The 12,360-nt window shown below is 68.8% G+C and carries 13 protein-coding genes and 1 pseudogene; 6 read left to right on the plus strand and 8 right to left on the minus strand.

Annotation, left to right across the window (positions count from 1 at the left end):
• Positions 1-20 precede the first annotated feature (20 nt).
• The 4 genes and pseudogenes from ACNUDN_RS26955 to ACNUDN_RS26970 all read right to left on the minus strand — a co-directional run.
• The gene (locus ACNUDN_RS26955) at positions 21-500 is read right to left on the minus strand and encodes an acyl-CoA thioesterase (RefSeq protein ID WP_419124739.1); all 480 of its coding nucleotides are present in this window, start codon (positions 498-500) and stop codon (positions 21-23) included.
• Positions 501-513: 13 nt separating this feature from the next.
• On the minus strand, positions 514-1,797 hold the full coding sequence (locus tag ACNUDN_RS26960; RefSeq protein WP_419124740.1) for a hydroxyacid-oxoacid transhydrogenase: 1,284 nt from the start codon (positions 1,795-1,797) through the stop codon (positions 514-516).
• 50 nt (positions 1,798-1,847) lie between these two features.
• The gene (locus ACNUDN_RS26965; RefSeq protein ID WP_419124741.1) at positions 1,848-2,468 is read right to left on the minus strand and encodes a TetR/AcrR family transcriptional regulator; all 621 of its coding nucleotides are present in this window, start codon (positions 2,466-2,468) and stop codon (positions 1,848-1,850) included.
• Between the two features lie 4 nt (positions 2,469-2,472).
• Positions 2,473-2,715 (minus strand): annotated as a pseudogene (locus ACNUDN_RS26970) (SDR family oxidoreductase); the annotation flags it as partial.
• A gap of 44 nt (positions 2,716-2,759) precedes the next feature.
• Here ACNUDN_RS26970 and ACNUDN_RS26975 point away from each other — a divergent pair.
• Both ACNUDN_RS26975 and ACNUDN_RS26980 read left to right on the plus strand, forming a co-directional pair.
• Complete coding sequence (locus ACNUDN_RS26975) at positions 2,760-3,962, plus strand: metallophosphoesterase (protein ID WP_419124742.1); 1,203 nt, start codon at positions 2,760-2,762, stop codon at positions 3,960-3,962.
• Positions 3,963-3,966: 4 nt separating this feature from the next.
• Complete coding sequence (locus ACNUDN_RS26980; RefSeq protein WP_419124743.1) at positions 3,967-4,797, plus strand: acyl-CoA thioesterase; 831 nt, start codon at positions 3,967-3,969, stop codon at positions 4,795-4,797.
• Between the two features lie 20 nt (positions 4,798-4,817).
• Here the strand turns inward: ACNUDN_RS26980 and ACNUDN_RS26985 are convergent, their stop codons facing one another.
• Positions 4,818-5,252, minus strand: a complete 435-nt coding sequence (locus ACNUDN_RS26985; protein ID WP_419124744.1) for an SRPBCC family protein — start codon at positions 5,250-5,252, stop codon at positions 4,818-4,820.
• A gap of 8 nt (positions 5,253-5,260) precedes the next feature.
• A complete protein-coding gene (locus ACNUDN_RS26990) occupies positions 5,261-6,106 on the minus strand; it encodes a lysophospholipid acyltransferase family protein (protein ID WP_419124745.1) in 846 nt (281 codons plus the stop codon).
• 54 nt (positions 6,107-6,160) lie between these two features.
• Here ACNUDN_RS26990 and ACNUDN_RS26995 point away from each other — a divergent pair, with 54 nt between their 5' ends.
• The 3 genes from ACNUDN_RS26995 to ACNUDN_RS27005 all read left to right on the plus strand — a co-directional run bounded on the left by ACNUDN_RS26995 (position 6,161) and on the right by ACNUDN_RS27005 (position 9,714).
• Positions 6,161-8,695 (plus strand): DEAD/DEAH box helicase, encoded by a 2,535-nt coding sequence (locus tag ACNUDN_RS26995; RefSeq protein WP_419124746.1) that lies wholly within the window; start codon positions 6,161-6,163, stop codon positions 8,693-8,695.
• Between the two features lie 25 nt (positions 8,696-8,720).
• Positions 8,721-9,437 carry an SHOCT domain-containing protein gene (locus tag ACNUDN_RS27000; RefSeq protein ID WP_419124747.1) on the plus strand — a complete coding sequence of 239 codons (717 nt, stop codon included), beginning with the start codon at positions 8,721-8,723 and terminating at the stop codon, positions 9,435-9,437.
• A 133-nt stretch (positions 9,438-9,570) separates the two neighbouring features.
• Positions 9,571-9,714, plus strand: a complete 144-nt coding sequence (locus ACNUDN_RS27005; protein ID WP_419124748.1) for a hypothetical protein — start codon at positions 9,571-9,573, stop codon at positions 9,712-9,714.
• Here ACNUDN_RS27005 and ACNUDN_RS27010 read toward each other — a convergent pair.
• Positions 9,704-10,552 carry an LLM class F420-dependent oxidoreductase gene (locus ACNUDN_RS27010; RefSeq protein WP_419124749.1) on the minus strand — a complete coding sequence of 283 codons (849 nt, stop codon included), beginning with the start codon at positions 10,550-10,552 and terminating at the stop codon, positions 9,704-9,706. The two genes, ACNUDN_RS27005 and ACNUDN_RS27010, sit on opposite strands and share 11 nt — an antisense overlap.
• Positions 10,553-10,677: 125 nt before the next feature.
• On the opposite strand from ACNUDN_RS27010, the gene ACNUDN_RS27015 reads away from it, so the two are divergent.
• Entirely contained in the window at positions 10,678-11,148 is a 471-nt protein-coding gene (locus ACNUDN_RS27015) for a hypothetical protein (protein ID WP_419124750.1), read from the plus strand.
• Here ACNUDN_RS27015 and ACNUDN_RS27020 read toward each other — a convergent pair whose 3' ends face one another.
• Entirely contained in the window at positions 11,149-12,360 is a 1,212-nt protein-coding gene (locus tag ACNUDN_RS27020) for an FAD binding domain-containing protein (RefSeq protein WP_419124751.1), read from the minus strand.

Here is a 12,360-nt window from a genome sequence, read left to right on the forward strand (position 1 = left end):
CTCGGCGCGGGCCCCGACCCTCAGGGCGCTCCGGTCGCGAGAGTTGCCAGGGCAGAACGGATCCGGTCCGGTATCGGAACCGCGGTGCGGGTGTCACGGTCGACGAAGACGTGGACGAGATGGCCGTGCGCGACGGCGTCGTCGCGGTGGGTGCCGGCGGTGCCGGCGGTGCCGGGGGTGCCGAAGATACCGATGCCGTAGGTCACCGCCCGGGTGGTGAGCTTGTCGACCCGCAGCCCGGCCCGCAGTTCGTCGGGGTAGGCCACCGGGGCCAGATAGGAGCACTTCGACTCCACCACCAGCCCGATGACCGGCGCGGTGTGAATGTCGAGGCCGCCTTCGCGGATCAGGAAGTGGTTGGCCACCGTGTCGAAGTAGCTGTAATAGGTGACGTTGTTGACATGGCCGTAGACGTCGTTGTCCATCCACCTGGTGGTGATCGGCAGGAAGTACCGGTAATCCGCGGCGCGGGGCCGCGCGGGTGTCGACGGTTCGGTCATCGGCGGGCCCCCGTCACCAGTAACTCAGGGCGTCGCGGAACGTGGTGGCCAGAAACGCCTTGTCCACCTCGATCGGGGCGTTGCCGAGTAGACGCTGCTGCGGCCAGGCGCCTTCGGCGAGGGTGACCGCGTCCTCGGCCGTATAGCCGACGCCAGCGAGCCCGTTCGGCATGCCGACGGCCCGCATGATCCCGATGAGCTGGTCGGACAGCACCGCCCCCGCGTCATCGGGCGTGGCGCCACTCACGTCGGCACCCAGCTGCCTGGCCGCTTCCAGGTGGCGGGTGGGATCGGTGCGTGCGGTCGACCGGAACACCGCCGGTGCGTTCAGCACGACCGACATTCCGTGCGGGACCAGTGGCACGTCGGGCGGATAGCCGTCGGGCTGGAAGTCGTGCGCCAGGCCGGCCACCGCGTAGGCCATGGCGTGCGGGATGTGGACTCCGGCGTTTCCGAACGCGATACCGGCCAGAGTCGCGGCCCACATCACCTGTTCCCTGGCCTCACGGTCGGTCCCGTCGGTGACAGCGCGCTGCAGGTGGCGGCCGAGCAACCGCAGCGCCTCCAGGCTGCCGAGGTCGCTCCACGGGTTGGCGCCCTGGCTCATCGGCCGCTGAGTGGGCCTGTCCGGCGCGCTGCGCCGTAGGTACGGGCGCGCGGTGAAGGACTCCAGCGCATGCGACAGCACATCGAGTCCGCTGCAGGCCACCACGCCGGCGGGCAGGGTATCGGTGGCATCCGGGTCGACGAGCGCTTCGGTGGGGCGCAGTGCCGGCGAGGCGATACCCGTCTTGGCAGCCATCGACAACAGATCGAAGATCGCGATACCGGTGACCTCGCTGCCGGTTCCGGACGTGGTCGGGCACGCGATGTGGGGCCGCAGCGGTCCGGGCACCGCGGCTCCCGCGCCGACCGGGGCATTGACGTAGTCGAGGAAGTCGGCGGGATGGGTGGTGTAGAGGTCGGCGGCTTTCGCGGTGTCGATGACCGAACCGCCGCCCACCGAGACATAGCCGTCAGGTTTGGCTTCGGCAGCGAATTCTGCTGCCTGCCTGAATGATTCGTCGGTGGGTTCGACCCGGACCTCGGTGTAGGGTACGACGTCGACCCCGGCGTCGCGCAGTGAGCGCCGGACGGTGTCGAACACCGGGAGTCCGGCGACCACCGGATCGCTGAACACCGCGACCCGTTCGACGCCCAGCGTCGCGATACGGTCACCCACCTCGACGAGGCAGCCCCTGCCGAAGGTGACCCGAGACGCATCCACGGTGAACGCCCGCTCGTTTGCGCCGTCCACTCCGCCGTGGTGACAACAACTCATCCCGCCGATTCTGCACCCTGTCCGGGTCAGGAGGCGGCAGGTGTGCTGCGGCGCTGCGACGTGGCTGCCGGGCCGAGCCAGCCGGTCAGGAAACTGCGCAGCCCCGCGCCGGTGTGGGGCGGGCTTCCGGGGTCCAGCAGCAGCGAGTGAATCGAGCGCAACCCGAACTCGGCGAGCCGGTCCAGTGCAGCCTCGTCGAAGCCGTGCGCCGCCCAATCGACGTCGAGACGGTGCAGCAGCGCCCTGCCGAAAGTGCGGGCGGTGTCGGACGTGATCGACGGCACCGCGCCACCCCGGCCGCGCTGGTTGAACAGGAACTCGATGGTGTCGTCGTCGGCCAGCGCCTCGATCGCGTACGCGACGCCCTCGACCATCGCGGCCCCTGGGTCGGTGTAACCGCGCAGGTGTGCGGCGAGTTGGTCGAGGAAGCCGTCGGCGGAGCGCATCGCACACGCCACCAGCAGCGCGTCGGTACTCGGGAAGTAGCGGTAGACGGTCTGGCGGGTCACCGCGAGTTCACGCGCCACGTCGGCGATGCGCATGGCAGCACCCCGCTCGGCGATGATCGCGTCCGCCGCGTTGAGGATCCGGTCGATGGCCTCCTCGTCGGAGGAAGGGGTGTTACCGCCCCACCCGTGGCTGCGCACGCGGTCATCCTAGCCGCGCGGCGCGGCGGGCCCGCTCGTTGAGCGACGCCACCACTCCGCCGTCGTTGAGGATGTCGGTGCCGGTCAGATAGCCCGCCTTGGCTCCACCGCAGAAGGCGAGCAACTCCGCCATCTCCTCGGGTCTGGCCCATCGCGGGACCGCGGCGTCGGCAACCACCGCCCCCGCACCGGCCTGTTCTTCCAGCCGCCCCATCTCGGTGTCGACCGATCCCGGAGACACCGACACCCGGGCCGCAGCTGCCGGTGACGGGTCGTCGGTACTTTCGAAGGATGTCAGACACTCCGGCCGACACTGTTGAAGAGGCTGCCCACCCGCCGGGACGATCCCCGGGGCGGGGCCGTCGGCTGGCGGTGGTGGGAGCCGTCCTGGCGTTGCTGTTCGGGGTGCCGTGGTCGACGCTGGTGGTCGGGGGACCGGATTGGCCGTCCGGCGTCGTGGTCGGCGCGACGTTGCTGTTCGTGGTCGGACTCGTCGCGTTGCCGACCCTGATGATGCTCGGGCACGGCCGGCGGCGGTCGGACCGGGCGGCCGCCGCCGGGGACGCCCTGCTCGGCGCTGCCTGGGTGTTGTTCGTGTGGTCGGTGCTGGGTCAGTTCGCCGAGCTCGCACTGCTGGCGACCGGGGTGGCCGATCCGCTGCGCTCGCGGATCGTCGCGGGGACCGTGCTGGTCGTGGTCGTCGCGCTGCTGGTCTGGGGCTGGTTCGAGGCGATGCGGGTGCCGCGCGTCAAGAACGTCGCCGTGCGCATCCCCCGCCTCGGGCGCGGTCTCGACGGCCTGCGCGTCGTCGTCATCACCGACACCCACTACGGACCCATCAACCGGGCCCGGTGGTCTGCGGCCGTGGTCGAGCGGGTCAACGGGCTCGACGCTGACGTGGTGTGCCATGTCGGCGACATCGCCGACGGGTCGCCCCGAATCCGCGACGCCCAGGCCACCCCGCTGGCGTCGGTGCGTGCCGGGTCGGCCCGCGTGTACGTGACCGGCAACCACGAGTACTTCAGCGAGGCACAGGGATGGCTCGACTACATGGAGCGCATCGGCTGGGACGCGCTGCACAACCGCCACATCGTCGTCGAGCGCGACACCGACCGGCTCGTCGTGGCCGGCATCGACGATGCCACCGCCGCGGGCACCGGGCTGCGGGGGCACGGCGCCGATCTGGAAACGGCGTTGGCGGGGGCAGACCCGCAGCTGCCGGTGCTGCTGCTCGCCCATCAGCCCAAGCAGGTGTGGCACGCGGTCCGGGCCGGGGTGGACCTGCAGATCTCCGGTCACACCCACGGTGGCCAGATCTGGCCGTTCAACTTCCTGGTGCGGCTGGAGCAGCCGGTGGTGCACGGCCTGAGCTTCCACGGGGACCGCACCCAGCTCTACACCAGCCGGGGCACCGGGTTCTGGGGTCCGCCGTTCCGGGTGTTCGCCCCCAGTGAGATCACCGTGCTCACCTTGCACAGCGGTTCGGCAAGATAGCCGGATGTCCTCTTCGCTGGGCGACGTCCTCGCCTGCCTGCAATTGGCTCGGGTGGCTCCGGATGTGTTCACCGGCGCCCAGCTTGCGGCACCGGCCAATCACATCCTGGGCGCCCACATCTCGGCGCAGGCGCTACTGGCGGCGAGCCTGACCGCGCCCGGACGCACCCCGCACAGCATGCACATCTACTTCCTGCGGCCCGGCGATGCCCGCCTACCGGTGACGTTCGAGGTGGCCAGACTCCAAGAGGGGCGCACGTTCGCGGCGCGCCGGGTCACCGCCCGCCAGGGCGACGGGGTCCTGGCCGAAGCACTGTCCTCTCTCACGGGGGCGCCCACCGGTGCCGCTCCTGCAGGTCACCAACCGGTGTTTCCCGCAGTGGCACAACCGGAATCGCTGCCGCCGGTGGCGCCGCATCTCGCCGAGTCCGACGAATACACCAAGGGGCAGTGGGCCAGTCTGCGGTGGTTCGAGCGCCGCACCGTGGACACCGAGTCGACGCCGCCGGCCCGGTGCCGAATCTGGTGGCGGCCCGACGGTACGGTGCCCGACGATCCGGTGCTGGTCGCCGCACTGGTGACTTACCTGTCGGCGGCGACGCTGACCGAACCGGCCTATACCGCACGCGGCGGCGGGCTCGTCGCGGCCGCCCAGCGCGATCATTCGGTGTGGTTCCACGCGACCGCCGATCTGTCCGATTGGCTGCTCTACGAACAGTCCTCGCCCAGCAGCGCCGGCACCCTCGCCCTGGCCGACGGGACGATGTTCAACCGCACCGGCGAGCTGGTCTGTACGGTGCGCCAGGAAATGCACTTCCCGCCGCCGCGCGGTTAGCGCCACCAGCTCTGCGCAAGTCAGCTCTCCACAAGGGTCTTGAGCTGTTTGACGGTCTTGTCCATGATGCGCCCGACCTGCCTGGCCGCCACCCAGTCGGCAAGCAGCCCGAGCACTCCCCCGGGCGCCTCGTAGGACAGCCGGAACGTCACCTTGGTACGGCCGTCACCGGTTTCGCGGATCCGGAACCGACCGCGCAACGTGACACCGGTGATACCGATCCAGGCCAGGTCGCGCGGCTCGTCGAATTCGGCCACCTCGATGACGCCCCCGATCGGAACCGAGCCGACCTTCCAGTGCACGGTGTAGCGCGAACCCACCCCTACCGGCGCTTCGGTGACCGTTTCCCAGCGTTCCAGGCTGGCCATGAAATGCGGGTAACAGCCGGGGTCGCTGACGTGCTTCCACACGATGTGCGGTCCCACGTCGACGACGACGCTGCGTTGCAGTCGCATTGCGGCCCCTATCCCAGCACCGGAAAGCGACGCTCGGCGGCGAGCCGGTCCACCGCGGCCTGCAACGCGCCCTCGACCCGGTCGTGGACGGAATCATCGTCGGCTGCGGCGATGTCGTCGGGCGTGATCGGCTCCTGCACCTCGATCGTGATCTTCGTCGGCAGGGGAAGACGGGGCACCATATCGCTGACGGTGAGCCCCCACGGTGGTGCCAGCAGGATCGGGACGCTCTTGAGCCGCGCGATCTTGTCGACCTTCAGCAGCCTCGCCAGCCACTGTCCGCGGTCGAGGAACAGCGCGGCCTCCTGGCCGCCGACGCTGGCGACCGGGACGATCGGCACACCGGCTTCGCGCGCCAGCGTCACATAGCCTTTGCGGCCACCGAAGTCGACCTGGTGGCGCTCCCAGGACGGCCGGAAGACCTCGTAGTCGCCACCCGGGTACACCAGCAGGGCTCCACCGGACCTGAGGGCCAGGGTGGCGTTGTCGTGATTGGCGGCGACCGTGCCGAACTTGCGCAGTGACCCCAGACCGGGCATGGACACCACCAGGTTGTGGGCCAGCTGGTAGAACGGGCGCTCCACACCGAAGTAGGAGCAGAACGCCAGCGTGAACACGAAAGTGTCGGGCGGTAGGTTTCCGCCGCTGTGGTTACCGACGAGCAGTACCGGGCCGTCGGCCGGGATGTGGTCGAGTCCGCGCACGTCGGAGCGGAAGTACAGCGAGGCCAACAACCACAGGCCTGGCAGTTGTTCTCGGATGTAGTCGGCGTCGCGCTGGTCCAGGTCAGCTTTGGGCACACGTGCCGAGACCTGATGTTTGACCATCTCGAGGACATCTCCGAACCCCGCCATGCGAAGGGATATTGACTGTGGCTGCGTCCGGCAAACCTGGCAGGCTGGGGGCCGATGCCCGCGCTGATCGATGACCTGTCCGCACTGCGTGCCGCCGGCGACGACGCCGACGAGCTGTTCACCTCGTTCGCCGCATGGGCCGAGTCCAACGGCACCACGCTCTACCCGGCGCAGGAGGAAGCGCTGATCGAGCTGGTCAGTGGCGCCAACGTCATCCTTGCCACCCCGACGGGTTCGGGTAAATCACTGGTCGCCACCGGCGCCATCTACGCCCAGCTCGCCGCGGGGGGCGTGAGCTTCTACACCGCGCCGATCAAGGCGCTGGTCAGCGAGAAGTTCTTCGCACTGTGCGAGGTGTTCGGTGCGGCCAACGTCGGCATGCTGACCGGTGACGCGGCAGTCAACGCCGACGCGCCGATCATCGTGTGCACCGCCGAGATCCTGGCCAACCTCGCGCTGCGGGAGGGCGGCGCCGGAAGGCTGGGCACCGAGCCGGTGCTGTGCGTGATGGACGAGTTTCACTTCTACGGCGACCCCGACCGCGGGTGGGCGTGGCAGGTGCCGCTGCTGGAACTTCCGCACGCCCAGTTCCTGCTGATGTCGGCGACGCTGGGCGACGTGACGTTCCTGCGGGAGGATCTGACCCGGCGCACCGGGCGGTCCACCGCGCTGGTGGCCAATGCCGAACGTCCGGTGCCGCTGTTTTACTCCTACGCGACGACACCGATGCACGAGACGATCCAGGAACTCGTCGACACTGCACAGTCACCGATCTACGTCGTGCATTTCACCCAGGCCTCGGCGCTGGAACGGGCCCAGGCGCTGATGAGTGTGAACGTCAGCACCAAAGCCGAGAAAGCCGCCATCGCCGAGATGATCGGTGCGTTCCGGTTCTCCTCGGCGTTCGGGTCCACGCTGTCGAGACTGGTCCGGCACGGCATCGGAGTGCACCACGCCGGCATGCTGCCCAAGTACCGGCGGCTGGTCGAACAGCTGGCGCAGGCCGGCCTGCTCAAGGTCATCTGCGGCACCGACACGCTCGGTGTGGGCATCAACGTCCCGATCCGCACGGTGGTGTTCTCGGCGCTGTCGAAGTACGACGGCACCCGGACCCGGCTGCTCAACGCCCGCGAGTTCCACCAGATCGCGGGCCGGGCCGGACGGGCCGGATACGACACCGCGGGCACCGTCGTCGTGCAGGCACCCGACCACGAGGTGGAGAACCTCAAGCAGTTCGCCAAGGTCGCCGACGACCCGAAGAAGCGCCGAAAGTTGGTGCGGCGCAAAGTGCCCGAGGGCATGGTGCCGTGGAGCGAGGCGACGATGAAACGCTTGGTCGACGCCGCGCCGGAGCCGCTGACCAGCAACATGAAAGTGTCGACGGCGATGATCCTCGACGTGGTCGACAGACCCGGGGACCCGTTCGACGCGATGCGCCGGCTGCTCACCGACAATCACGAGCCGCGTAAGCGCCAGCTGCGGCTGATCCGGGAGGCGGTGGGCATCGCACGGTCGCTGTTGCAGGCCGGCGTGCTCGAGCGGCTGGCGGAGCCGGACTCCGAGGGCAGGCGCTATCGGCTCACCGTCGACCTGCCGCCCGATTTCGCGCTGAACCAGCCCCTGTCGACGTTCGCGCTCGCCGCGATCGGGCTGCTCGACGCCGACGCCGAAACCTATGCGCTCGACGTGGTCTCCGTCATCGAGGCGACCTCGGAGGATCCCCGCCAGATCCTGGCCGCCCAGCTCAACAAGGCCAGGGGTGAGGCCGTGGCGCAGATGAAGGCCGACGGTGTCGAGTACGACGAACGGATCGAACTGCTCGACGAGGTCAGCTATCCCAAGCCGCTGGCCGATCTGCTTGAGCACGCCTTCGCGGTGTACCTGCAGAGCAATCCGTGGGCTGCCGACGGGAAACTCTCGCCGAAATCGGTGGTCCGCGAGATGTGGGAGCGAGCCTTCACCTTCCGGGAGTACGTCAGCGTCTACGGGCTGACCCGCTCGGAGGGCGCCGTGCTGCGCTACCTGTCCGACGTGTTCAAGGCGCTGCGGTCCGGCGTGCCCGCGGCGGCGCGCACCGAGGAACTGTCCGACATCGTGGAATGGTTGGGCGAGCTTGTGCGTCAAGTGGATTCGAGTCTGCTCGACGAATGGGAGCAGCTCACCAACCCGGACCGGCCCTTGGACGCACCGGTTGCGCTGCCGGGGCGGCCGCGGCCCCTCACCGGCAACCAGCGCGCGTTCACCGCGATGATCCGCAATGCGCTGTTCCGTCGGGTCGAGCTGTTCGCACGGGAGCGGTGGGACGAGTTGGCCGCGCTCGACGCCGGTTCGGGCTGGACGGCACAGCGTTGGCAGGACGTCGGCGACGAGTACTTCACCGAGCACGACGACGTAGGAACCGGCGCCGACGCCCGCGGGCCCGCGCTGCTGATCTTCGATCGGCGAGCCGATGTGTGGAAGGTCCGGCAGATCCTCGATGATCCTGCCGGCGACCATGATTGGGGCATCGATGTAGAGGTTGACCTCGACGCTTCCGATGAGGAGGGTGCGGTGGTGCTGCGTCTGGTGCATGCGGGCCGCATGGACTGACCGCGGCGGGGGTAACCCTGCGACCATGAACGTACCCCCCGACGCCGATCGCGCGGTCACCGACATCGCACGGCGGCACGGCCTTTCCCGCGATGCCGTGCTGGCGATGCTGGCCGCCCTGTATGCCGGCGGTGGCACCATGGCGCAATTCTCGATTCCCGAGCTGGGCGGTTCGGGGCAATGGATGCGTGGCGGGATGACGATGGTGGGCGATATGTTCGACAACGCGCTCAAGGCGCGTGTCGACGCGGTGTGTAATGAGCTGGTGCACGTGCTGTCGACGACGGCGGTGTTCCCCGCCGGCCACTGGTGGCCTGCCGAGCTCGGAGTTCCCAGCGCAACGGGCGGACAGAACGACGTCCGCTATGCCGTGTTCCCGTCGACTCGCCGCCTGGCCGTGGACATCCGCGGCACTGTCCGGGTGTTCGACACCGGGGAGCATCGGATCGGAGGCGTGCAGCAGCAACAGGGCGGGCGGCACGGATCGGTGAGCTTCACCAGTCAGCTCGGCACGTTCGACATCTCCGCCCTGCCCGAGGTCGGCGCCCGGCCCACCGCCGCCCCGGCCGAGCCCACCGCCGCCCCGGCCGAGCCCACCGCCGCCCCGGCCGAGCCGACCGCCGCCCCGGACCCGGCCGCGATCGTCGCTGCCATCGAGTCGCTGGCGGGTCTGCACCAGCGCGGAATCCTGACCGACGAGGAGTTCGCTGTGAAGAAGGCCGAGCTGCTGGCTCGGCTGTGACGGCAGTCTCTGTACCCGAAATCACAGGTCAGCGGCTTGATTTACCTACCTGTAACACGGAGTATCGATGGGGTCCGGCCGACGGGCGATCCTCGTTGCGCCGGACCCCAAACACTCGAACAGGAGTTCCGCCATGTCCCTCGCGCAGTACCGTGCCGCCCGCCAGATCGCTCGTGATCGGCGGCGCCTCTACGCACGGATTGCGACGATGCCGCACTCGGCGGTCCGCGACGAGCTGGTCGCCGTGGCGCAGCGGTACGAGGGCATCACCCGCTGACCGACGTTCCGCCGCGATACCGCGCCACCTGCTCGACGTAACCGTCGAGCCGGCGTAGCGAATCGTCGAGGGATCTGGTCGGCAACAGCAGCCTGAGTTCGTCGAAGCCCAGCTCCTCGGTGGCCTGCCAGTAGTAGAGATCGACCGGGGCGCCGAAGATCGACAACGGCACCGCGTGCGTGGCCGCCCCGTGGATCTGGTCGACCCGGCGTCTGAGGTTCTCGACCGGCAGTGGGTTGGAGATCCAGCCGGCCCGATGCCGCGCGATGCGCCTGACGGTGGCATCGGAGTCCCCGCCGATCAGGATGGGCGGGTGCGGTTTCTGCACCGGTTTGGGACGTAGGTAGGAAGCCTCGAAATCGACGAATCGGCCGTGGTATTCGGCGGGTTCGGCCGTCCACAGCGCCCGGATCGCATCGATCCGTTCGTCCAGCAGGGCACCCCGTGTCCTGGGATCGGTGCCGTGCTGGCGCATCTCTTCGAGGTTCCACCCTGCGCCGACGCCGAAGACGAAGCGCCCCTTGGAGATCTGGTCGATGCTGGCGGTCTCTTTGGCGGTGATGATCGGATCCCGCTGGATCAAGAGCGCGACCCCGGTGACAAGTTGGATGGTCGAGGTGACGGCCGCGGCGGCCGCCAGGGTGACGAACGGGTCCAGGGTCCGGTAGTAGATCGACGGCAGATCACCGCCCAGTGGGTAGGCCGACTCCCGACTGGCCGGGATATGGGTGTGTTCAGCGACCGCCAACGAATGAAAGCCGCGCTCCTCGACAGCTCGGGCGAGGGAAACCGTGTCGATGGTGTCGTCGTTGACGAACGTCGAGATCCCGAATTTCATCGATTCACCGTACGTGACCGGATTGATACCGAAGTTTGCCCCTTCAGTCACATGGGTAACTTCAGTCACAGCGCTTGACGTCAGCGCACCACAATCGCAGAGAAAGAATCGAATGGATCATCGCCATGAACACCGTCTTGTATTTCAGCGCCAGCGGCGCCGTGTATGAAACCCGCGCCTATACCAACGCCGATATTCACCAGCTCGTCCAGGATCAGGGCCTGCACTGCCTGAGCAGCGCCGACAACCAATTCGACTTCTGGTTCAGCCCCGCCGCCCGCGGCTGCCAGCGTCGCGTCAACCAGATCGCCACCGAATTGTTGATGGCGACCACCGAGTTCACCGCCAAGTCGGTGCCGCTGTTGCGCGGTAGCGTCGTCGTCGCCACCCACGACGCCGACGGTGACCTCGACGGACTCAGCTGGCAGCAACTCGACCAGCTTGCGCGGCACACCCGGTCGGTGTCCGCGCGCGACGAGCGCGCCCTGGCCCGCCGTATCCTGCGCGACGAGCGCAGGCAGCGTGGCGAACTCCGCAGCGTCCAGCCTGCCCCTGTCAGCTGCGCCCGGCCCCGCACACCGGTGCGGCTGTCCTGATCAGCACCCCGGCCCGTAGAGGCCGGGAAGCAGATCGGGGTCACCCGGAAACCAGGTGTTGGCGACCTGAGATCGGGCTCCCATGGCCGCCGCGCGATCGACGAGCCGATTGCCGAGATCGAGTTGCTCCGGCTCCCAAGCCCGTAACGCAGCCGCGATATCGCCGTCACCCGACCGGAGGTGTTCGTAGAGCGCCCACGCATCCGCAGCGGCCTTGGCCGACCCCGCGGCCGGGTGCGGACGCGCGGTGAACGCGGCGTCACCGATGACCGCGATGCGGCCGTGCGCCATGGCGGGGATCCGCACATCGGCGACGATCTGCAGGTACGGCTGCTCGGTCCCGGTGATCACTTCGGCGACCGCCGGAGCGAGCTGTCGGGTCGCGGCCGCCCTCATCTCATCGATGTACCGGCGCTGCACCGAGCCGGGATGCAGGGACACCTCCGCCTGACAACCACGGACGTCGGTGGTCATCTCCTGCAGCTGCGGACCGTCGTCGACGTTGCGGTACCAGACGAAGTTCAGCAGCCGGCGGCCCTGGCGAAGTTCACCGTCCATGCCGGGAATCGTGTACAGCACCGCGTGCGTGTTCTCCCCGACGCTGTAGGTCAACGAGTCCGCCAGTAGCCCCCGGGTGCCGGCGCCGACCCGGTCCTCCCGCAGCGTCCCCCGCCAACCGACGTAACCCGAGTATTCGGGCTTCAGCTGCGGGTACAGACGCCGGCGGGCGGTCGAGGTGACACCGTCGGCGAACACCACCAAGTCCGCGCGTTCGGTGCGGCCGGTGGTGAAACGCAGTTCGACGCGGTCGGCGTCCTGACTGAAACCGACGCAGAACTCGCCGAGGTGGTATCGCTCGGGGCCGAAATCCGCGAGCAACGCCCGGTAGACCGTTCCCCAGGAGGCACAGCGGGTTTCCCAGGGCCGGCAGTGGATCACCTGATCGGAGCGGCCCAGGTACTGCAGTCGGACGCTCCGGGTGCTGAGTCCTTCGATCCGACGGGCGTCGCGGTCGTCGAACCACTTCATCGTCATCGGCTGCAAGACGATTCCGCCGCCCCGGTTGTCCAGCGCGGTCGGCGTCCGCTCGAAGACGTCGACATCGAAGCCCAACCCGCGCAGCAACAGCGCGCTCGTCAAGCCTCCGATCGACCCCCCGACGACGACCGCCCGCACACCCGCGTACTCCGTCGACCTCGGCTCCGCTGCCAC

Origin of the sequence: Mycobacterium sp. smrl_JER01 (assembly GCF_048513595.2) — a bacterium.
Classification (GTDB): domain Bacteria; phylum Actinomycetota; class Actinomycetes; order Mycobacteriales; family Mycobacteriaceae; genus Mycobacterium.

Excerpts from the sequence above, each read along its gene's own strand:
- ACNUDN_RS26955 (WP_419124739.1), bottom strand. The coding sequence starts at position 500 with ATGACCGAACCGTCGACACCCGCGCGGCCCCGCGCCGCGGATTACCGG.
- ACNUDN_RS26975 (WP_419124742.1), top strand. The coding sequence starts at position 2,760 with ATGTCAGACACTCCGGCCGACACTGTTGAAGAGGCTGCCCACCCGCCG.
- ACNUDN_RS26980 (WP_419124743.1), top strand. The coding sequence starts at position 3,967 with ATGTCCTCTTCGCTGGGCGACGTCCTCGCCTGCCTGCAATTGGCTCGG.
- ACNUDN_RS26985 (WP_419124744.1), bottom strand. The coding sequence starts at position 5,252 with ATGCGACTGCAACGCAGCGTCGTCGTCGACGTGGGACCGCACATCGTG.
- ACNUDN_RS26990 (WP_419124745.1), bottom strand. The coding sequence starts at position 6,106 with ATGGCGGGGTTCGGAGATGTCCTCGAGATGGTCAAACATCAGGTCTCG.
- ACNUDN_RS26995 (WP_419124746.1), top strand. The coding sequence starts at position 6,161 with ATGCCCGCGCTGATCGATGACCTGTCCGCACTGCGTGCCGCCGGCGAC.
- ACNUDN_RS27000 (WP_419124747.1), top strand. The coding sequence starts at position 8,721 with ATGAACGTACCCCCCGACGCCGATCGCGCGGTCACCGACATCGCACGG.
- ACNUDN_RS27005 (WP_419124748.1), top strand. The coding sequence starts at position 9,571 with ATGTCCCTCGCGCAGTACCGTGCCGCCCGCCAGATCGCTCGTGATCGG.
- ACNUDN_RS27010 (WP_419124749.1), bottom strand. The coding sequence starts at position 10,552 with ATGAAATTCGGGATCTCGACGTTCGTCAACGACGACACCATCGACACG.
- ACNUDN_RS27015 (WP_419124750.1), top strand. The coding sequence starts at position 10,678 with ATGAACACCGTCTTGTATTTCAGCGCCAGCGGCGCCGTGTATGAAACC.